Source organism: Methylobacterium sp. Leaf100 (assembly GCF_001422845.1).
Lineage (GTDB): Bacteria > Pseudomonadota > Alphaproteobacteria > Rhizobiales > Beijerinckiaceae > Methylobacterium.
In genome coordinates this window covers 76108-96204 of sequence record NZ_LMMW01000004.1, presented here as the reverse complement: position 1 = coordinate 96204, position 20097 = coordinate 76108, and the positions used below count along the sequence as shown (strand labels likewise).

Annotated in this window: 18 protein-coding genes; 7 read left to right on the top strand and 11 right to left on the bottom strand. The window is 70.3% G+C overall.

Annotation, left to right across the window (positions count from 1 at the left end; all coding sequences use genetic code 11):
- The first annotated feature begins 73 nt into the window (after nucleotides 1-73).
- Nucleotides 74-1894: a methanol/ethanol family PQQ-dependent dehydrogenase gene (locus ASF25_RS05085; protein ID WP_056303674.1), complete on the top strand. Its 1821-nt coding sequence runs from the start codon at nucleotides 74-76 to the stop codon at nucleotides 1892-1894.
- Nucleotides 1895-2027: 133 nt separating this feature from the next.
- Here the strand turns inward: ASF25_RS05085 and ASF25_RS05080 are convergent, their stop codons facing one another.
- Nucleotides 2028-2459, bottom strand: a complete 432-nt coding sequence (locus tag ASF25_RS05080; protein ID WP_056168020.1) for a hypothetical protein — start codon at nucleotides 2457-2459, stop codon at nucleotides 2028-2030.
- Nucleotides 2460-2565: 106 nt separating this feature from the next.
- On the bottom strand, nucleotides 2566-3714 hold the full coding sequence (locus ASF25_RS05075) for a replication protein RepA (protein ID WP_056303671.1): 1149 nt from the start codon (nucleotides 3712-3714) through the stop codon (nucleotides 2566-2568).
- Nucleotides 3715-4239: 525 nt separating this feature from the next.
- Between ASF25_RS05075 and mazG the strand changes: the two genes are divergently transcribed.
- Nucleotides 4240-5091, top strand: a complete 852-nt coding sequence (gene mazG, locus ASF25_RS05070; RefSeq protein ID WP_056303669.1) for a nucleoside triphosphate pyrophosphohydrolase — start codon at nucleotides 4240-4242, stop codon at nucleotides 5089-5091.
- Between the two features lie 127 nt (nucleotides 5092-5218).
- Here mazG and ASF25_RS05065 read toward each other — a convergent pair whose 3' ends face one another.
- From ASF25_RS05065 to pabB, 4 genes are read right to left on the bottom strand one after another with little or no spacing between them, the layout of a single operon-like run.
- Nucleotides 5219-5578, bottom strand: a complete 360-nt coding sequence (locus ASF25_RS05065) for a DoxX family protein (RefSeq protein ID WP_056303716.1) — start codon at nucleotides 5576-5578, stop codon at nucleotides 5219-5221.
- A gap of 41 nt (nucleotides 5579-5619) precedes the next feature.
- Nucleotides 5620-6438, bottom strand: coding sequence for an aminotransferase class IV (locus ASF25_RS05060; protein ID WP_056303668.1), 819 nt, complete (start codon nucleotides 6436-6438; stop codon nucleotides 5620-5622).
- Nucleotides 6425-7048 carry an aminodeoxychorismate/anthranilate synthase component II gene (locus ASF25_RS05055; protein ID WP_056303666.1) on the bottom strand — a complete coding sequence of 208 codons (624 nt, stop codon included), beginning with the start codon at nucleotides 7046-7048 and terminating at the stop codon, nucleotides 6425-6427. Before ASF25_RS05055 ends, ASF25_RS05060 begins: the two co-directional genes overlap by 14 nt.
- Nucleotides 7045-8439 carry an aminodeoxychorismate synthase component I gene (gene pabB, locus ASF25_RS05050; RefSeq protein WP_056303664.1) on the bottom strand — a complete coding sequence of 465 codons (1395 nt, stop codon included), beginning with the start codon at nucleotides 8437-8439 and terminating at the stop codon, nucleotides 7045-7047. The genes ASF25_RS05055 and pabB overlap by 4 nt, the downstream gene beginning before the upstream one ends.
- Before the next feature lie 242 nt (nucleotides 8440-8681).
- Here pabB and rimO point away from each other — a divergent pair, with 242 nt between their 5' ends.
- Nucleotides 8682-10028 (top strand): 30S ribosomal protein S12 methylthiotransferase RimO, encoded by a 1347-nt coding sequence (gene rimO, locus ASF25_RS05045; protein ID WP_056303662.1) that lies wholly within the window; start codon nucleotides 8682-8684, stop codon nucleotides 10026-10028.
- On the opposite strand, the gene pncA is transcribed toward rimO, so the two are convergent.
- The 3 genes from pncA to ASF25_RS05030 form a co-directional block, all read right to left on the bottom strand.
- Nucleotides 10010-10645, bottom strand: coding sequence for a bifunctional nicotinamidase/pyrazinamidase (gene pncA, locus ASF25_RS05040; RefSeq protein ID WP_056303660.1), 636 nt, complete (start codon nucleotides 10643-10645; stop codon nucleotides 10010-10012). The two genes, rimO and pncA, sit on opposite strands and share 19 nt — an antisense overlap.
- Nucleotides 10646-10688: 43 nt before the next feature.
- Nucleotides 10689-11663 (bottom strand): quinone oxidoreductase, encoded by a 975-nt coding sequence (locus ASF25_RS05035; RefSeq protein ID WP_056303658.1) that lies wholly within the window; start codon nucleotides 11661-11663, stop codon nucleotides 10689-10691.
- 114 nt (nucleotides 11664-11777) lie between these two features.
- Nucleotides 11778-13169 (bottom strand): GntP family permease, encoded by a 1392-nt coding sequence (locus tag ASF25_RS05030; protein WP_056303714.1) that lies wholly within the window; start codon nucleotides 13167-13169, stop codon nucleotides 11778-11780.
- 193 nt (nucleotides 13170-13362) lie between these two features.
- Here ASF25_RS05030 and ASF25_RS05025 point away from each other — a divergent pair, with 193 nt between their 5' ends.
- Nucleotides 13363-14586: an FAD-dependent monooxygenase gene (locus ASF25_RS05025; RefSeq protein WP_056303713.1), complete on the top strand. Its 1224-nt coding sequence runs from the start codon at nucleotides 13363-13365 to the stop codon at nucleotides 14584-14586.
- 3 nt (nucleotides 14587-14589) lie between these two features.
- Here ASF25_RS05025 and ASF25_RS05020 read toward each other — a convergent pair whose 3' ends face one another.
- On the bottom strand, nucleotides 14590-15837 hold the full coding sequence (locus tag ASF25_RS05020) for a patatin-like phospholipase family protein (RefSeq protein WP_082502496.1): 1248 nt from the start codon (nucleotides 15835-15837) through the stop codon (nucleotides 14590-14592).
- Nucleotides 15838-16037: 200 nt separating this feature from the next.
- Between ASF25_RS05020 and ASF25_RS05015 the strand changes: the two genes are divergently transcribed.
- Nucleotides 16038-17090 carry a CoA ester lyase gene (locus tag ASF25_RS05015; RefSeq protein ID WP_056303657.1) on the top strand — a complete coding sequence of 351 codons (1053 nt, stop codon included), beginning with the start codon at nucleotides 16038-16040 and terminating at the stop codon, nucleotides 17088-17090.
- 68 nt (nucleotides 17091-17158) lie between these two features.
- Nucleotides 17159-17512 carry a heat shock protein HspQ gene (hspQ, locus tag ASF25_RS05010; protein WP_056263904.1) on the top strand — a complete coding sequence of 118 codons (354 nt, stop codon included), beginning with the start codon at nucleotides 17159-17161 and terminating at the stop codon, nucleotides 17510-17512.
- A gap of 107 nt (nucleotides 17513-17619) precedes the next feature.
- Here hspQ and ASF25_RS05005 read toward each other — a convergent pair whose 3' ends face one another.
- Nucleotides 17620-18396: an invasion associated locus B family protein gene (locus ASF25_RS05005; RefSeq protein WP_056167979.1), complete on the bottom strand. Its 777-nt coding sequence runs from the start codon at nucleotides 18394-18396 to the stop codon at nucleotides 17620-17622.
- 461 nt (nucleotides 18397-18857) lie between these two features.
- Here ASF25_RS05005 and ASF25_RS05000 point away from each other — a divergent pair, with 461 nt between their 5' ends.
- Complete coding sequence (locus ASF25_RS05000) at nucleotides 18858-20066, top strand: AMP-binding protein (RefSeq protein ID WP_244472901.1); 1209 nt, start codon at nucleotides 18858-18860, stop codon at nucleotides 20064-20066.
- Nucleotides 20067-20097: the final 31 nt, after the last annotated feature.

Sequence of the window (20097 nt, the reverse complement as noted above, 5' to 3'; positions counted from 1 at the left end):
CGCGTCCCTTCGCGCATGAGCCGTGAGGGTTGAAATCGCCTAGACCTCCCCGAACCACACCCGAGGGGATCCCATGCGTCGCGCGCTACCGCCCTGTCCCGGTCTTGGTCTTGGTCTTCTTGGTCTTGCCGCCCTGGCCGGAGCCACCACCCTCCCCGCGGGAGCCCAGGAGCCGGCCCAGGACGCGACGGGCGGGCCGGTGCTCCAGACCGTGGACGCGGCCAACACCCGCTATTCGCCCCTCGACGGGATCACGGCCGAGAACGTCGCCCGCCTCCAGGTCGCCTGGACCTTCTCGACGGGCGTGTTGCGTGGGCACGAAGGCGCCCCGCTGGTGGTCGGTGCGGTGATGTACGTCCACACGCCGTTCCCCAACATCGTCTATGCCCTGGACCTCGACCACGACGGCCGCATCCTCTGGAAGTACGAGCCCAAGCAGGATGCGTCCGTCGTCGCGATGCTGTGCTGCGACACGGTCAATCGGGGTCTGGCCTACGCGGATGGGGCGATTCTGCTGCACCAGGCCGACACCACGCTGGTGTCCCTCGACGCCGCGACCGGCCGGGTGAATTGGGCGGTCCGCAACGGCGATCCGGCCCGGGGCGAGACCAACACCGCCACGGTCCTGCCGGTGAAGGACAAGATCCTCGTCGGCCTTTCGGGCGGCGAGTTCGGCGTGCGCTGCCACCTCACCGCCTACGACGCGAAGACGGGCCGGCGCCTCTGGCGGGCTTACTCCATGGGCACGGACGCCGACATGCGCGTCGATCCCGAAACCACCACCGTGCTGGGCCGGCCCATCGGCCGGGATTCCTCCCTGGCCTCGTGGGAGGGCGACCAGTGGAAGACCGGCGGCGGCTGCACCTGGGGCTGGTACGCCTACGATGCCGCCCTGAACCTCATGTATTACGGCACCGGCAATCCCTCGACCTGGAACCCCGGCCAGCGCCCCGGCGACAACCGCTGGGCGCAGTCCATCGTCGCCCGCGATCCGGATACGGGCCGGGCGCGCTGGCTCTACCAGATGACGCCCCACGACCAGTGGGACTACGACGGCGTCAACGAGATGATCCTGACCGACCAGGCGATGGACGGCCGCATGCGGACGCTGCTCACCCATTTCGACCGCAACGGCTTCGCCTACACCCTGGACCGCGCCACGGGCGAACTCCTGGTGGCGGAGAAGTTCGATCCGGCGGTGAACTGGGCCACGCACATCGACCTCGACCGGGCCTCGAAAACCTACGGCCGGCCCGTCCTCGATCCGCGCTACGCCCCCGAGCGGACCGGCGAAGACGAGACCACCCCGGGCATCTGCCCCGGCGCCATCGGCGCCAAGAACCAGCAGCCGGCGGCCTACTCGCCCCGGACGCGCCTGTTCTACGTGCCGACCAACCACATCTGCATGACCTACGAGCCGTTCCGGGTGACCTACACGCCCGGCCTGCCCTATGTCGGCGCCACCCTGAGCCTGCAGCCGCCGCCGGGCGACGGCCACACCGGCAGCCTCACGGCCTGGGACGGGGTGCGCGGACGGATCGCTTGGTCGATCCCCGAGCCGTTCTCCGTGTGGTCGGGCGTCCTCGCCACCGCCGGGGACGTGGTGTTCTACGGAACCCTCGAAGGCCATCTCAAGGCCGTCGATGCCCGGACCGGCCGGGAACGCTACCGGTTCAAGACCCCGTCGGGCATCGTCGGCAACGTGACCACCTACACCCACAGGGGCCGGCAATACGTGGCGGTGCTCTCAGGAATCGGCGGCTGGGCCGGCATCGGGCTGGCCGCCGGTCTCACGGACCCCAACGACGGCGCCGGGGCGGTGGGCGGCTACGCGGCGCTCGCGAACTACACGGCGCTGGGGGGCCAGCTCACGGTGTTCGCCCTGCCGGACTGATGTCCGGGTTCGAAGGGTCGAGCCCTTCGCGGGTCCAGGCAGAAATTTACAAAGACCGGCCCTGGGTTCTGCGTCGGGCTCTGCCCGACACCCGCCGAAGGGGTGACCCCTTCGGGATCCCGGACCGGAAGGCTCACGCCCGATCGGCCTCCTCCTCCGAGGGTGCGTAGACCGCGTCACCGAGGCGCCGCAGGGGGCCACCGGGGCCGGAGCGCTTCCACAGGCGGGTGTTGAGGGCGGCCACCGGATCGTGGCCGGGCAGGTCGAAGCCGCGCGCCGTCAGGCCGGGCAGGATCTCGCCCGCATGCAGCGGCCGGTTGGCCTCGTGCAGGATGTCGAGGGCGGCGGCCACCAGGGCGCGCCCGTGGCGGCGGGCGGCGGCGATGTCCTCGCCCGGGCGTGCCTCGGGTTCGGCCGTCGGCGCCGGAGATGGGCGGGAGGCCGCACCGAGGCGGCGGCCGAGTTCGAGGTAGAGGGCATGGTCGGCGATCTGCCGGTCGAGGGCGTCGCGCTGTCGACGCAGGACAGCCAGAGCGGCTTCGATCTCGGCCTCGTTCGGAAACATCGCCATTCCATGGAATATTCTAACTAATCCCTGCCCGTAGGATTATCAGAATATTCCATGAAGACAAGAGAATGCGTATTATTCCCTGCCTTCCATCACCGACGCGTCAGGCCGCGACGGCCTTCCGGGCCGGCTTGCCGGCCCGCGGCGGAATCAGCAGGGCGCCGGCATCGGCCGGCTGGAGCAGCATGCCGTTGTCGTCCAGCCGGATCGGCAGCTTCGGGAACACCTCCTGCAGATGGGCGAGATCCGCCTTGAAGGCCTGCCGGAAGCTGCGGATGCTGGCATTGTCGGCGCCGAACTGCCTGTGCAGGTTGTCCCAGGTGAGCCGGAGGGGACGCTGGAGCGCGCGCAGGCGGTAGCCGACCCAGAACAGCAGATCGAGCTTGCGCGCGGAGCCCGAGAACGCCCGAGCCGCGCGGATGTCCACCGGCAGGGCGTGCTGGATAAGATTGTCGTAGAAATCCTGGTGGAACTGGACGCTCTTCTGCCAGACCACCCCGTCGGCGCCCTGCGGCAGCCACAGGTCGAGCTGGCGGAACGGCGGGACGTTGAGGGTGCTGGCGCTGCCGGCACCGTCCCACAGGCCGATCTGCAGGGTGCAGGCGGCGAGCCGCGCCAGCTGCTCCTTGAACTGCCGGATGGTGCCGCGCTCGCCGCCGGTGACGGCGAATCCCATCTCCTTCATGAAGCCCGACAGGCTGTCGGCCACCGCGATGGTGGGGCTTCGCTGGCGCACGGCCTCGGTGCAGAGGTGCAGGAGCACGAGGCGAGCCTTGGGGCCGTAGGGCAGGCCCTGGAACTCCATCTCGCCGGTGGCGGGGTTCTTCAGGCGTCCGGCCAGGAGACTGAGGGAATTCTTGCCGTATTCCCGGAAGAATTCGCGGGCGTCGCCGGGGTCCCGGTAGGGCAGGCCGCAGAGCGCCAGCACCGAGTGGATGTGCTGGAGGTTCTCGGGCCCCGTGGGCTCGTTCTCGATGACCTCGCGCACGGCGTCGCGCCGGCGCTGGTCGCGCGCCATGGCCTGCCGCCGCCCGGCGACGGCCCCGCGGGCGGCGGCCTCGGCGTCCCGCGCCCGCTGCCGGTGCAAGATGGTCTCCGCGATGGTGGCGAACAGGAAGCCGCCACGCGCCGCCTCGACCTCGGCCAGGAGATCGGCGTCGCGGATGCCCGCCAATGTGTCCTCGATCCCCAAAAGCCGCGATCCCGAACCCGTGCCGTCCGCGCCGATGCGGCGCCATGAGGACGGGACCATGCCCGATCCGGGGCACGGGAGTCTCACGGGCGGACGGCGTCATCCCGGCTATCCACCGGTCGGGACTCGTGAATTCGATCCTGCGGGTCGCGCGTCCGGACCGGGCGAGGGCGGCACGCAGAGTTCGATACGGGGTCGGTTTTCGAACTATCCCCGGAGTTCACCGGCCGGATCCGGTTTCCACGCCGAACCCAATACGCGGATGCGCCGAATCCCATACGCCCACCCCCGTTTCCCACGCAGAGTTCGATACGGACCGGCGCAGAGTTCGATACGAAACCACGCAGAGTTCGATACGCGAACAGGGCTCAACCCCTTCCGCGCACGCAGGTTTTCGACTCCCCATATAACCTGCATAACTGACTCTCTGAGAATCTCTTACTGATACCTTTCCTAAGGGGATCGGGCGCCGTTCGGTTTAACGAACACGCCGGGCAAAGGGGGTTTTGGGGGGACTTTTGAAGAGATGCGCACCGCCTGTCCCGGATCTGTCCCCAGCCTCACCCCTCCACGGCCGGATCGGCTATGGGTTCCTTCGCCCTCGCCGCAAACGTCCCGGAGTCTCCCTTGACCATCGACGCGCTCCTGACCCTGATGGCGGCCCTGCGCGACCCGGAGACGGGTTGCCCCTGGGACCTCGCCCAGACGCACGCCTCCATCGCACCCTACGCCGTGGAGGAGGCCCACGAGGTCGTGGACGCCATCGAACGGGGCGACGCGGCGGATCTGCGCGACGAGCTCGGCGATCTGCTGCTCCAAGTCGTGTTCCACGCCCGGATCGCCGAGGAGGCCGGGCGCTTCACCTTCGCGGACGTGGTGGACGCCATCGTCGCCAAGATGGTCCGGCGCCACCCGCACGTGTTCGCCCCCGATGGCGGCCCGGTACCGGCGGACTCATCCTTGCGCGATCCGGCGGCGGTGGAGCGGCAATGGGCGGCGATCAAGGCGGCCGAGCGGGCGGGGCGGCCGACGCGCGACCCGGGTCCCCTCGACGGCATCGCCCGCGCCCTGCCCGCCCTCAGCCGCGCGGAAAAACTCTCGGCCCGGGCGGCGACCTACGGCTTCGACTGGTCGGACCCGGCCGACGTCGTCGCCAAGGTCCGCGAGGAGACCGACGAGGTCGCCGATGCCATGCTCAACGGCACCCGGGCGGACGTGGCCGAGGAGGTCGGCGATCTGCTGTTCTCGGTGGCCAACCTCGCCCGCCATCTCGGGATCGATCCGGAATATTCCTTGAGATCAGGGAATACGAAGTTCGAGCGGCGCTTCACCGCCATGGCGGCCCGCCTCACGGCCGACGGGAATACGCTGGGCGACGCGTCCCTAGACACCATGGAGGCCGCCTGGACGGCGGTGAAGCGAGCCGAGAAGAGGTGAGAGTCAGGGTGCGAAGGGCTAGCCCTTCGCGGGTCCAGGGCGGAGCCCTGGAGGTCTTCGTCGGGCTCTGCCCGACACCCGCCGAAGGGGTGACCCCTTCGGAATCTCGGACACGGACGCCCTGCCCTCACCTGGTCCGGCGGGGCCAGTCGATCGCGTGGGTGGCGTAGAGGGCCCACCAGACGAAGACCGGCTGAAACGCGAGGCGCGGCCCGTGATACCACCACGAATCAGGCAGGCCGGCGACGGGGATGCCCTCCACCGCGTGCTTGATGTTGGCCGGGAACACGCAGACGGCGTAGAGGGCGAGCCCGATGCCGGCCCAGCGCCGGGTCGGCGGCCAGATCAGGCCGGCGACGCCGGCGAGTTCGCAGAGGCCCGTGAGGATCACCACGCGGCGCGGGGCCGGCACCCAGTCCGGCATGATCGGCAGGAACGCGTCGGGGGCGGCGAGATGCACGATCCCGATGAAGCCGTAGGCCGCCATCAGGGCGAGGCGCAGCCACCAGCGGTGATCGCGCGGCCCGGTCACGCTTGCATGGCCGCGCGCAGGGCCTCGCTCAAGGCCGTGACGGCCGGATGCTCGGCAAACGCCGTCGCGCCGACGGCCCGCACGGGGGCCAGCCCGCGCAGGGAATTGGTGAGGAACACCGCCTCGGCGCCGAGGAAGTCCGGGAGTTCGAGGGGCCGCTCCTCGACCACGAGCCCGAGGCCCGGGGCCAATCCTAAAAGTTCGGCGCGGACGATGCCGGCGAGCACGCCCTCCGACAGGGGCGGGGTGACGAGGCGGGTGCCGAACACCGCGAACAGGTTGCCGGTGCCGGCGCAGGCGACGCGCCCGTGGGTGTTGCAGAACAGGGCCTCGTCGAACCCGGCCGCCCGCGCCTCGGCCGCCGCCAGCACGGCGTCGAGGTAGCCGAGCGTCTTCCAGCGCGCGGCCGGCGAGGTGTCGTTGCGGCGGATGTCCGTGGGATGCAGCGTCAGGGAGGCGAAGGGCAGGGCGGGCGGGAGCGGCGCCGCGCTCGCCCACAGGACCGGGTGCGGCTCGGCCGGGGGCGCGAGGCCGCGCGGTCCCGCGCCCCGGGTCACGGTAGTGCGGATCGCCGCCAGCTCCCCTGCCCCGTCGGCCACGGCCCGCATGGCTTGCGTGATGCGCGCCGGGTCGACGAAGAACCCGAGGGCCCGCGTGGCGGCGGCCAGACGCGCGACATGCGCGGCCTCGAACACGATGCGGCCGTCGCGGGCGAGCGCCGTGTCGAACACCCCGTCGCCCAGGGTCAGGCCCCGGTCGGCGAGGTCGAACTGGGCCGTCGGCCCCGCAATGAGGGCGCCGTCAAACCACGGCATGGGACCGCACCCGCTCCTGCCCCTCCCCCGCGCGCCAGGCGCGGGCCAACTCCAAAAAGTTGCCGAACAGGGCGTGGCCGTGCTCGGTCAGCACGGATTCCGGGTGGAACTGGATGCCCCAGGTCGGATGCTGCGTGTGGGACAGGGCCATCACCTCGCCCTCGGCCGAGACGGCGTCCACGGTGAGCGACCTTTCCATGCCGGGCTCCGGCGTGACGATGAGGGAATGGTAGCGTCCCACCTGCATCGGGCTCGGCAGGGCGGCGAACAGGCCTTGCCCCCTGTGGGTGATGGGGGTCGCCTGGCCATGGAGCGGCCGGCCTGCCCGTTCGACGCGACCGCCGAAGGCCGCCCCGATGGCCTGGTGGCCGAGGCAGACGCCGAGCAGGGGGATCGCGCCGGACAGCTCGCGGATGGCGGGGAGCGAGATGCCGGCCTCGGCGGGCGTGCAGGGGCCGGGCGAGATCACGATCGCCTCGGGGGCGAGCGCCCGGATGCCGGCGACATCGACGGCGTCGTTGCGCACCACCCGCACGGTCTGTCCGAGTTCCTCGAAGTACCGCACCACGTTGAAGACGAAGGAATCGTAATTGTCGATGACGAGGATCACGGCGCGCTCTCCCCGTCTGGCTCGAACGCCTGGAACACCCGCGCGGCCTTGGTCAGGGTCTCCTCGTATTCGCGGCCCGGGTCGGACAGCAGGGTGACGCCGCCGCCCGCCTGAAGCACGGCCGTGTGGCCGTCCATCACCACCGTGCGGATGGCGATGGAGGTGTCGAGGCTACCGTCGAAGCCCAGGGCCCCGATGGCGCCGCAATAGAGTTCGCGGGCGTCGCCCTCGATCTCGGTGATGATGTCCATGGCGCGCAGCTTCGGTGCTCCGGTGATGGAGCCGCCGGGGAAGGTCGCCTGGATCAGGTCGATGGCGTCCATCCCGTCCTTCAGGGTTCCGGTGACCACGGACACGAGATGGTGGACGGAGGCGTAGGATTCGAGCCCGCACAGGACCGGCACCCGCACGCTGTGCGGTTCGCAGATGCGCGAGAGGTCGTTGCGCAGGAGGTCGACGATCATGATGTTCTCGGCGCGCTCCTTGGGGTCGGCCTGGAGCGCGGCCCCCAGGCGCGCATCCTCCGCCAGGTCGGCGACGCGGCGCACCGTGCCCTTGATCGGGCGGGTCTCGATGTCCCGCCCCGAGAGCTTAAGGAAGCGCTCGGGGCTGCTCGAGGCGACGCGTAGGGTCTCGAAGGCGAGATAGGCGCCGAAGGTCGCCGGGTTGGTGGCGCGCAGGCGGCGGTAGAGACCGAGCGCATCGAAGCCCGCCGGCAGGCTGGCCTCGAAGCGCTGGGCGATGTTGGCCTGATAGATGTCTCCGGCGCGGATGTAGTCCCGCACCCGCTCCACCGCGGCCTCGTAGGCGCCCTTCGTGAAGTTGGAGTGCCAGACCAGGGGACCCTGCGCCGCCGGCTCGGGCGTCGGACGGGCGCCGGAGAGGCAATGCGCGAACAGGGCGAGGCGCGCCTGCGCCCGGGCCTGCCGGGCGGCGGGGTCTCGCTCGGGAAAGCCCGTGGCCATGAGCCGGCAGGTGCCGCTCTTGTGGTCGATGGTGAGCACCGTGTCGTAGAGGTTGAAGGCGATGTCGTCGCACAGGCCCGCGCGCCGGGCCGGGGCCGCCACCCGCTCCAGGCGTTCGCCGAGATCGTAGGCGAAGTAGCCGATGGCCCCGCCGGTGAAGCCCGGCTCGCCCGGCTCTGGGTCGATCCGATAGGGGGCGAGGCAGGCGCGCAGGGCGTCGAGGCCGGTACCGGGCACGGGCGCGCCGTCCAGGGTGGCCTGACCGTCGCGATACCGGAACCGGGCGAACGGGTCCGCCGCCAGGGTCGAGGTCCGGCCGAGGGTCGGGTGATGCATGGCGCTGTCGAGGAAGGCGAGCCCCGGCAGGTGCGCCAGGGCTTCTGCCGCCGCGACGGGATCGACGAACGGGATGTCTGCGGTCCACATGATGATGGGGGCTTAGAGAGTCACGCGGCAATGGGATACCCGCCCTGCCCTGCGGCAAGGATTCCGGGTTTTTCCGAGTTGGCACGCGCTTGGCCGCCGGGGAAGCGGTCGCGATGCATGGCGCGCCCGAAACGGTGAGGCTCGCAAGCCGGCCCGGATGCGGCTATAGAGTTGTCAACTCACCCGATTTCCTCGAATCACCGGCCGTTCGACACTCGTTCGACCGCTCCCGACGAGTGCCCATGACCGCTTCACCCCTGCTGCCGCCGGCGTCTTCGAAGGCCGCGCCCAAGATTTCGTTCGTGTCGCTGGGCTGCCCCAAGGCGCTGGTGGATTCCGAGCGCATCCTCACCCACCTGCGGGCGGAGGGCTACGAACTCGCCCGGCGCCACGACGGGGCGGACGTCGTCATCGTCAACACCTGCGGCTTCCTCGATTCGGCGAAGGCCGAATCGCTCTCGGCCATCGGCGAGGCCATGGCGGAGAACGGCCGGGTCATCGTCACCGGCTGCATGGGCGCGCAGCCCGAGGAGATCCGCGAGAAGTACCCGAACCTCTTGGCCGTCACCGGGCCGCAGGCCTACGAATCCGTGGTGGCGGCGGTGCACGAGGCGGTGCCTCCGGCCCACGATCCGTTCCTCGATCTGGTGCCGCCGCAGGGGGTGAAGCTCACCCCGCGCCACTACGCTTACTTAAAGATTTCAGAGGGGTGCAACAATCGCTGCACCTTCTGCATCATCCCGTCCCTACGCGGCGACCTCGTCAGCCGACCTGCGGGCGACGTGCTGCGCGAGGCGGAAAAACTGGTGAAAGCCGGCGTCAAGGAACTGCTGGTGGTCTCGCAGGACACCTCCGCGTACGGCGTCGACATCCGCTACGCCACGAGCCCATGGCAGGGCCGCGAGGTCCGGGCGAAGTTCTACGATCTCGCCGCCGAGCTCGGTGAACTCGGGGCCTGGGTACGGATGCACTACGTCTACCCCTACCCGCACGTGGACGACGTCATCCCCCTGATGGCCGAGGGCAAGATCCTGCCCTATCTCGACATGCCGCTGCAGCACGCCTCGCCCTCCGTGCTCAAGCGCATGCGCCGGCCGGGCAACCAGGAGAAGCAACTGGAGCGCATCCGGCGCTGGCGCGAGATCTGCCCGGATCTCGCCATCCGCTCGACCTTCATCGTCGGATTTCCCGGCGAGACCGAGACCGAGTTCGAGGAGCTGCTCGCCTGGATCAAGGAGGCGAAACTCGAGCGCGTCGGCTGCTTCGCCTACGAGCCGGTGAAGGGCGCGCCCGCCAACGAACTCGGTGACGCGGTTCCGCCGGAAGTCCAGGCCGAGCGCAAGCGCCGGTTCATGGAGGCGCAGCAGATCGTCTCCGCGCGCCTGCAGAAGGCGCGGGTCGGCAAGCGCCTGCCTGTCATCATCGATGCGGTGGAGGGCGGCATCGCCAAGGGGCGCTCGAAATACGACGCGCCGGAGATCGACGGCAACGTCCACGTCACCTCCCGCCGCCCGCTCCGCATCGGCGACATCGTCACCGTGAAGATCGAGCGGGCGGACGCCTACGATCTCTACGGCAGCGCGGTGTAGGCCGCGCTCTCGACGAAACCGACCCCGGCCGCCGCCATGGCGGCCATGGCGCGGGCGACCGAACCCTCGATGTCGATGCCCCTCACGGCATCGGTGACGACCACGGCCTCGAACCCCGCTGCGCGGGCATCGAGGGCAGTCCAGCCGACGCAGTAATCCGTGGCGAGGCCGCACACGACCACGCGGGTGAACCCGCGCTCGCGCAGGTAGCCGGCGAGCCCGGTGGGCGTGGTCCGGTCGGCTTCCAGGAACGCCGAGTAGCTGTCGACATGGCGGTGGTGCCCCTTGCGGATCACCAGTTCGGCGCGCTCGGCTCGGAGCCCGGGGGCGAGGACGGCACCGGCCGTTCCCCGCACGCAATGCTCCGGCCACAGCACCTGGCGGCCGTAGGGGAGCACCACGCTCTCGAACGCCGCCCGGCCCGGATGGCTGGTGGCGAAGGAGACGTGGCCCGGCGGGTGCCAGTCCTGGGTCACCACCACGTGGGCGAACCGGTCGATGAGGCGGTTGATCGGGGCGATCACCGCGTCGCCGTCCGGCACGGCGAGCGCCCCGCGGGCCAAGAAATCGACCTGCACGTCGACGACGAGGAGGATATCCGATGATCCGGGGATCACGGCGTCCTCCGATCCCGGGAGAACAGGATCCGAGTGGACAGGATCACGGGATCATCACCGTGGCGCCCGTGGTCTTGCGGCTGGCGAGATCGCGGTGGACTTGGGGGGCCTCCGAGAGCTTCGCCTGGGCGTGGACGGGAATCGTCACCGCGCCGCTCGCCACCACGGAGAACAGGTTCTTGGCCATGGCGTCCAGGGTCTCGCGCTTGCCCGCATGGGCGAAGAGCGAGGGGCGGGTGGCGTAGAGCGAGCCTTTCTGGCCGAGGAGCGCGAGGCTGAAATCGTCCACGGGACCCGAGGCCGAGCCGAAACTCACGAAGAGACCCAGCGGGCTGATGCAGTCGAGGGACGCCGGGAAGGTGTCGCGGCCGACGCCATCGTAGACCACCGGCACGCCCTTGCCGCCGGTGATCTCCTTCACCCGGGCGGAAAAGTCCTCGTCGCGGTAGAGGATGACGTGGTCGCAGCCGTTGGCCCGCGCGAGTTCCGCCTTCTCGGTCGAGCCGACGGTGCCGATGACGGTGGCGCCGAGGTGCTTGGCCCACTGGCAGGCGATGAGGCCGACGCCGCCGGCGGCCGCATGGAACAGGATCGTGTCGCCGGCCTTCACCCGATACGTCCGGTGCAGGAGATACTCGGCGGTGAGGCCCTTCAGCATCATCGCGGCGGCGGTGGTGTCCTCCACCCCGTCGGCGAGATGCACGGCGGCGCTGGCCTGGATCACCACCTCCTCCGCATAGGTGCCGGCGGCCGAGCCGTAGGCCACGCGCTCGCCGGCCCGGAACTCGGTCACGCCCTCGCCCACCGACACCACGGTGCCGGCGCCCTCATTGCCGGGGGTGAAGGGCAGTTGCGGCACCTTGTAGGCGCCCGAGCGGAAGTAGATGTCGATGAAGTTGACGCCGATGGCGCTCTGGCGGACGCGGATCTGCCCTGGGCCCGGCTCGGCCACCGTGACGTCCTCGTAGCGCATCACCTCGGGGTCGCCGTATTCGTGGACTCGGATCGCCTTCGGCATGGGGCTTAGCTCCTCGTGGTATTCAGTTCAGAGCCGACATAGACGGTGTGCTGCGAAGGGCAATGGCGCATCGCCCCTGCCCGGCGGGTGAGCCGTTCGCGGAGCCCCTGCGCCTCATACGATCCCGGTGAGGTAGTAGATTGCGATCACCACGAACACGGCCGTCGTCTTGAGAACCGTGATGGCGAAGATGTCGGCGTAGGCCTGCCGATGGGTCAGTCCGGTGACGGAGAGAAGCGTGATCACGGCGCCGTTGTGAGGCAGCGTGTCCATGCCTCCGCTCGCCATGCTGGCCACCCGGTGCAGCACCTCCATGGGGATGCCGGCCCCTTGCGCCGCCGCGATGAAGGTGCCCGACATGGCTGCGAGCGCGATGCTCAAGCCGCCCGAGGCCGAACCGGTGATGCCGGCGAGCGCCGTCACGGTGACGGCCTCGTTCACCAGGGGGTTCGGGATCGCCGAGAGCGCCTCGCGGATGGCGAGGAAGCCCGGGAGTGCTGCGATGACCGCGCCGAAGCCGTACTCGGAGGCGGTGTTCATGGCGGCCAGTAGCGCACCCGCTACCGCCGCCCGGCTGCCCTCGGCGAAGCCCTGGGCGACGGGCTTCCAGGCGAAGGCCAGCACCGTGAGGATGCCAGCGAGCAGCGCCAGCTCAACGGCCCAAATGACGGTGACCGAGGCGATCGTCGTCACGATGGGCTTGTCGAGGCCGGCGAGCGCCGTCTCGACCTTGGACCCGTAGAGGCGCGGGATCGCTGCCGTGAAGGCGAGGTTCGCGAGCCCCACCACCACGAGCGGCAGGAGGGCGATGGCCGGGTGCGCCCGCGCGGCGACATCCATCACCGCCGGTTCGTTGGTGTGGCCGCTGCCGTAGCCCTCGCCCCTCCGCTTGGCCGCCGCGATGCGCGCATCCAGGTAGGCGACGCCGATGACGAGGATGAAGGCCGCGCCGATGAGCCCGAGCCAGGGGGCCGCCCAGGTGGTGGTGTTGAAGAAGGTGGTCGGGATGATGTTCTGGATCTGCGGCGTGCCCGGCAGGGCGTCCATGGTGTAGGAGAACGCGCCGAGCGCGATGGTGCCGGGGATCAGGCGCTTCGGGATGTCGGAGAGGCAAAACGCTTCGGCCGCGAACGGGTAGACCGCGAACACCACGACGAAGAGCGAGACGCCCCCATAGGTGAGCAGGTTGCACACCAGAACGATGGAGAGGACGGCCCGCCTGGCGCCGACGACCTCGATCACCGCCGTGACGATGGAGCGCGAGAAGCCCGACATCTCGATGACCTTGCCGAACACGGCGCCCAGCAGGAACACGGGCAAGTACAGCTTCACGAAGCCGACCATCTTCTCCATGAACAGGCCGGAGAACACCGGCAGCACGGCGGAGGGATCGGTGAGCAGCACGGCCGCGAGCGCCGCGATGGGGGCGAACAGGATGACGCTGAAGCCGCGATAGGCCACCAGCATGAGGAAGCCGAGCGCGAAGAGCGCGATGGCGAGGTTCACGGGCATCTCCGGCGCGGGCGGACGGGTGTTCTCGCCCGGGATGCTAACCGGCGCTGTTTTCCCGCACCATCGCGTCCCTTGACCGATCCGGGCTCCTCCCTCTGTAAGGGGTGACGGATCGGCCGGTCTGTCCCACGTCGACACCTGCCTTCGATCCCCGCATCGGATGGGCCGTGCCCAGGAGAACAACCCCGTGGCCCCATCGCCTGATACCGTTTCGCGCGTGGGGGCCCCCTTCGCCGTGGCCGTCGTCGGCGCCGGGGCCGCCGGCCTCGGGGCCGCCCTGGCGCTCGCCCGCGACGGCATCCCCACCGCCCTCGTCGGCCGGCACGCGCCCGTGGCCGACGGGCGGACCGTGGCCCTCCTCGACGGGTCGGTGCGCTTCCTCAGGGCGCTCGGTGCCTGGGAGGGCATTGCTCCTCACGCGAGCCCGCTGGCCGAGCTCCACATCGTCGACGACACCGGCAGCTTGTTCCGGCCGCCCCCGGCCCGCTTCGTCGCGACCGAGATCGGCCTCGATGCCTTCGGCTGGAACGTCGAGAGCGCCCGGCTCGTCGAGAGCCTGCGGGCGCAGGCCCGGGGCATGGCCAACCTCACCCTGTTCGAGAGCGACGCGGCCGAGTTCCACGTGGGCGCGGAGGCCGCCGATCTCACCCTCGCGGACGGCACGCGCCTGTCCGCCCGCCTCGCGGTCGGGGCCGACGGTGCCCGGTCGAAGCTGCGGGCTGCCGCCGGTCTCGTCCCCCGGGAATGGTCCTACCCGCAGGCCGCCATCACCACGATCCTCGCCCACACCCGTCCGCACCGGGACGTCTCGACGGAGTTCCACACGCGGCAGGGGCCGTTCACCCTGGTTCCGCTGCCTGGTGGCCACCGCTCCAGCCTCGTTTGGGTGATGGACGACAGGCGGGCGCAGGCCCTGGCGGCCCTCGACGAGGCCGGGCTCGCACGCGCCGTGGAGACCCAGGCGCAGGGGATGCTGGGGGCCATGCGGATCGACGGGCCGCGCGGCCTCGTCCCCATGCGTGGCCTCGCCCTGACGAGTCCGGTTTCCGCCCGCCTCGCCCTTGTCGGCGAGGCGGCCCATGTCTTCCCGCCCATCGGCGCGCAGGGCCTCAACCTCGGTCTGCGCGATGCGGCGGCCCTGCGGGACGCCGTCGTGGAGGCGGTGGGCGACGGACGCGACCCGGGCTCGCGGGCGGCACTGGCGGGGTTCGCCCGGGGTCGCAGTCGCGACGCGCGCCTGCGGACCCTGGCGGTGGACACCCTCAACCGAAGCCTGCTCACCGGCTTCCTGCCCGTGGACGCCCTGCGCGGCCTCGGGCTCCTCGCCATGACGACGATCGCACCCTTGCGCCGGATCGTCATGCGCGAGGGCGTGGTGCCTCGTCTCGGTGCCCCGAGCTTGATGCGGTGACGTTCAGCGCCGGGCCAAATCCTTGACGGCGTGGCCCGAGGACGTGTGCTGCGGCTCCGTCGCCCCCGGTCGCGAGACCGTCGGGCGATCGGCGTCGATGCCCTCCCCGGTGAACGCCGTGCCGGCCCGTCCCAGGGCCTCGCCGTGGGCGAACAGCGCCCTCATGTAGGTCTGGTCGAAGGGCACCGTGCTCGTCCGGGTGAAGCGCCCGTCGATTTCGGCGACACGAAGGTCGAGGCCCGTGCGCTGGGCGAACCCCCGGCTGAGCGCGAGGGCGGCGCGGGTCTGCGCCTTGATCGCCGCCGACATGGACCGGCCGAGCACGCTCAGGGTGGTGCGCGAGGCCATCTGGAAGTGCGGCGCAAGCGTGTTGTTGATCACGAGGTAGACCCGGTGGGTCGGCAGGGCGACCGGGTCGGCGGAGAGCAGCGTCGCTTCGGGGGCGAGGTAGTACGGCGCCGTGGTCCCGCCGTCGTCGTGCATTTCCTGGATCGGCCTGGACCCTGCCATGGCCTGCACCATCACCGGCGGAAACACCCCCGGCACCGCCGAGGACGCGAGGATGATGTCCCGGAAAAGGGCGAGGGCCTTCGGGCCGCCCGTCGCGGCGATGGCGCCCATGTCCCACAGCACCGGCCGCTCGGAATCCACCGCCGTGGTGGCGATGAGGAGACGCCGTCCCTTTGCGTGCTCGGCCGCGATGGCCTGAAGCAGCTTCGGGGTCACCGATTGGTCGATGCGCCGCTTGAGCGGCCAGGTGTCGGTCAGGGCTTCGTTGGTGCCGCCGAATTCGAAGACGTCGGCGGCCGAGATGTCCGTGTAGGCCTTGTGCAAGGCTTCATCGCCGCCCGACCCGACGAAGGCGAAGGGGGCGATCATCGCACCCGTGCTGACGCCCGTGATCACGCCGAAGCTCGGCCGGGTGCCGGCCTCGCTCCACCCCTTGAGGAGACCGGCCGCGAAGGCGCCGTTCTCGCCGCCGCCCGAGAGCACCAGCCAGGGGTCGGCGACGGCCCGCGCGTCGTCGAGGAGCCGGGCGAAGGCGGCCGGATCGTCACCGGGGATGCGCAGGCCCGCGGGAAGTCCGTCGGGTCGCGCCGATGCGGCGTCCGCGGCGGTGAAGACGGTGCGTTCTGGGGGCCTGCCTCGCTCGGCGGCGGAACCCGGCTGTGGGAGGCCGAGACCGATGACGGCCGCGCACACGAGCGCCGTGGACCGGAGGCCGATACGGCTGATCGATGATCCGGACATGGGTCCGTCCTTCGTTCGTCGTCGAGGTGCCCGCCTCGTCCTCAGAACGTGAGGCGGCGGGTCTCGTTCCGGATGGTCCTCTCATCCCGGCCGAGTGGCAAATGGTTTGGTGTGTCCGCGCACCTTTACGACGGGGGCAGGCTTGAACTAACCGCTGGGGCGGGACCCCGACACACAAGAACACGGAGCCTGAGACGCCGATGAAATTGCCCCGCCGCTTCTTCCAGCCGCTCGCCACCGGCGCGCCCGCACCGTTCCGTGAGCTTCCGGTGAAGCTCGAGCGCATGATCCACTTCGTGCCGCCGCACAACGACAAGGTCCGCGCCCGCGTGCCCGAGCTTGCCGCCACCGTCGACGTGGTGCTGGGCAACCTCGAGGACGCCGTGCCCGTCGATCAGAAGGAGGCCGCGCGCAAGGGCTTCGTCGCCATGGCGCGGGCCACCGACTTCGCCGCGTCCGGCACCGGCCTGTGGACCCGCATCAATGCCCTGAACTCGCCTTGGATTCTCGACGACCTGTTCGAGATCGTCTCCCAGGTCGGCGACAAGCTCGACGTGGTGATGGTGCCCAAGGTCGAAGGGCCGTGGGACATCCACTACGTCGACCAGCTGCTCGCCCAACTCGAGGCGCGGCACGGCGTGAAGAAGCCCATCCTCGTCCACGCCATCCTGGAGACGGCCGAGGGTGTGGCCAACGTCGATGCCATCGCCTCCGCCTCGCCGCGCATGCACGGCATGAGCCTCGGCCCCGCCGATCTCGCGGCGTCCCGCGGCATGAAGACCACCCGCGTCGGCGGCGGCCACCCGGATTACCGCGTCATTGCCGATCCGACTTCGGACGGCGCCGTCCGCGCCTCCGCCCAGCAGGATCTCTGGCACTACACGATTGCGAAAATGGTCGATGCCTGCATGGCCAACGGCCTCAAGGCCTTCTACGGCCCGTTCGGCGACTTCTCCGACGGGGACGCCTGCGAGGCTCAGTTCCGCAACGCCTTCCTCATGGGCTGCGCCGGGGCCTGGACACTGCACCCGAACCAGGTCGCCATCGCCAAGCGCGTGTTCGCGCCCGATCCGGCGGAGGTCGCCTTCGCGGTGCGCATCGTCGAGGCGATGCCCGACGGCACCGGCGCGGTGATGCTGGACGGCAAGATGCAGGACGACGCCACCTGGAAGCAGGCGAAGGTCATCGTCGATCTCGCCCGCCTCGTGGCCGACAAGGACCCGGAACTCGCCAAGACCTACGGTCTGACCTGAAGGCGTCGGTTGTCGTCGGCGGCATCGTCGCCGATGACAACCGCGGCGGGCCGGCTTATCTGACGGGGATGAGCGATACGATTTCCACCGCGCCCGAAATGAGAACCGCCAAGTTCGGCTTAGGCGCCGTGGTCCGGCACCGGATCTATCCGTTCCGCGGCATCGTGTTCGATGTCGATCCGGTGTTCGACAACACCGAGGAATGGTGGCTGGCGATTCCCGAGGAGGTTCGGCCGCGCAAGGACCAGCCGTTCTATCACCTGCTCGCCGAGAACGCCGAGAGCGAGTACGTCGCCTACGTCTCCGAGCAGAACCTTGTGCCGGATACCTCCGGCGAGGCCCTGCGCCACACCGGCATCGCCGAGGTGTTCGAGCGCGATGCGGAGGGCACCTACCGGATGCGGACGTCCCAGGCGAACTGACCGCAAGTTCGAAAGCCCCCGAAACGAGAAAGGCCGGGCGATCCTTCGCCCGGCCTTTCTCGTTTCGAATCCCAGCGGATCGCGGCGTGGCCGCGATCCGATCGCTCTCAGGGCTTGGGCGCGGCGGCCGGAGCCGGGGCAGCCGCACCACCGGTGGCGTTCTGCTGCTCGAGTTTCTTGCGCATGTCGTCGCTGCGCTTCTCCAGCTCGGACTGGAGCTTCTTCTGCTGCTCTTCCAGCACCTTCGGGTCGATGGCGGGGCCGTCGAAGGCCTTGCCGAAGCCGGCGAGCGGCACCGCGAAGGTGACCTCGCGCTGGGTCTGGTTCTGGACGCTGACGTTGAGGGTGGTGCCCTTCTTCATCGCATTGACGACGTCGTTGCCGACGCCGCCGGCCTCGGCGAAGCAGCCATTGGGGAAGCAGACAGCGAACTTGCCCGGCGTGCCCTGCTGACCGTCGACGGTGAAGCGGATGCCCGGCTGCAGCAGCAGGCCCAGCGGCAGCAGGTAGCGCACCACGCGTACGTTCTGCTGGGCGTTCTTCATGTCGTAGACGGCGACGGCGAGGACCGGCTGGCCCTGATCGGAGACGAAGTCGCGGGTGGTGTAGCAAACGTCCGTTGCGCTCGCCTGGTCCTTGCCGCAGACCTTGGTCCACTCGGTCTGGGACGGCTCGGACTTCACGTTGACAGTTTGGGGACCGGTCTGCTGCTGCGCCATGCCGCCGCCCGCGGGAGCGGCCGGTGCCGTCGGGGCAGGGGCCGTCGGCGCAGGCGCGCCCGGCTTCGGCTTCGGAGCCTGCGCGAGGGCCGGTCCGGCAAGACCCGCCAGGGCAAGGAACGCGGCGATGCGCAGCGGGCGCGCGGGACGGTTGGCGAAGGACATCAGGTCTGGCCCCTTGGAATCTGGAAATCGACGGACTTGTATGGGAGGCGCGGCCGGGACGCGAGGTCCCGGTGGGCGTTTGGACGCGAAGCGACACGGTGACGACGGACTAGGACCCGCGCACCGGCTTGGCGGCCCAGCGCCGGCAGATCGGGTGTGTCCCGATCCCGCCTGAACGATTGCGCGCCTGCTTTCCTCAGGGAATGCGGCGAAGACATGACACCTGCCCCGTTCGGGCCGTTCGGGCAGGGCGGTTTAAGGCGCGCTTAACCCTAAGGGTTCATGAACGTGGGGCATCGGGAGTTCAAGCGCACGTGTCGGCGCAGCCAGCCATCTCATCCCCTTCACCGGGCTTCGCGACCGGCGCTGCCGCGCCGCACGCTCCGGCCTCGCCCCGTCCCGCCCTGCTGAGCCTCCCGAGGTCCGCGGGCGATGCGACCGCCGCGCCGCGCGACCCCCTCTTGCGCGGCCAGCGCCTGTGCAGCCTGCTGGCCGCCACGGCCCATGCTTACCCGCAACGGATCGCCTTCGTCGATTCGCCGGATAAGCACCGCCGGAGTGGACGCCAATCCATCGTCTGGACCTACGCCGCCGCTGCCGAGATCGTGGCTCGCCTCGCCAACGGCCTCCGCGGCTGGCGGCTTCCGGCGGAGAGCCGGATCGGGATCGCCCTGCCGGACGCTATCGAGGGAGCCCTCGCCATCCTCGCGGTGGAAGCGGCCGGGCACGTTCCGGCCCTCCTGCCCGCAGCTCTGGACGAGGACGGCCTCGTCCTCGCCGTTCAGGCCGCCGGCATCAGCGCGGTCCTGACCCAGGCCCGCTTCGGCGCGACCCATCCGGCCGAGCGCCTGCGCCGGGTGGCCGCCCGGTATTTCGGCCTGCGCTACCTCGCCGCCTTCGGGCCGGACGTGCCCGACGGCGTCATCAACCTCGATGCCATGGTGCTCGACCAGTCCGGTGGCCCGTTCGCCCCGGGACCCGGCGGCTTGGTCAGCTTCGCCGGGGGCGATCCCGCCTGCCCGATCCACCGCAGCGCCGATGCCCTGGCGGCCGCCATCGCAGTGCATGGGATCACCGCCCGGATGGCGCCGGGCGAGCGTCTCCTCACACTCCTGCCCGGCAGCGACCTGCGCGGGCTCGTCACGGGGCTCGGTGCCGCCCTCGTGGCCGGCGCGACCTTCGAGGCGATGCCGATGTTCGAGGCGGCGGGATTCGCCGAGGCCCTGGCGCGCCCGGTGGCGACCCACCTTGTGGTGCCGGCGGCCTTGGAGGCCAACTTCGCCGCGAGCCACCTGCCTGCGACCCTTGCCAGTCTCGTACTCGTGCACCGCACGCCGAGCCGCTTCCCCCAGCGCCGCCTGTCCTCCCGTCCGGACGCGATTCCGGTGATCGACGTGGTCGCCTTCGAGGAGATCGCCCTGCTCACCGGCGCACGCCGTGACAACGATGTCACCCTCACGTTGGCGGCTCCCGAACGGGCCGATCCCCGGTCCATCCTGATGAGCCTGCGCCGCGACCCCGATGGCGCCCTCGCCTTTCGGGGACTCGCCTGTCACGCGGGGCCGCTGCAACGCGGCATTCCCCAACCGGATTTCGCGGATGGGTGGCTGCCCTCGCCGTTTCGCGTGCCCGTCGCCGGCGGCCGCGCCATGGGCGTCGAGGATCACTGAGGCATCGCACGCGAGCGCGTGACCAAATCGA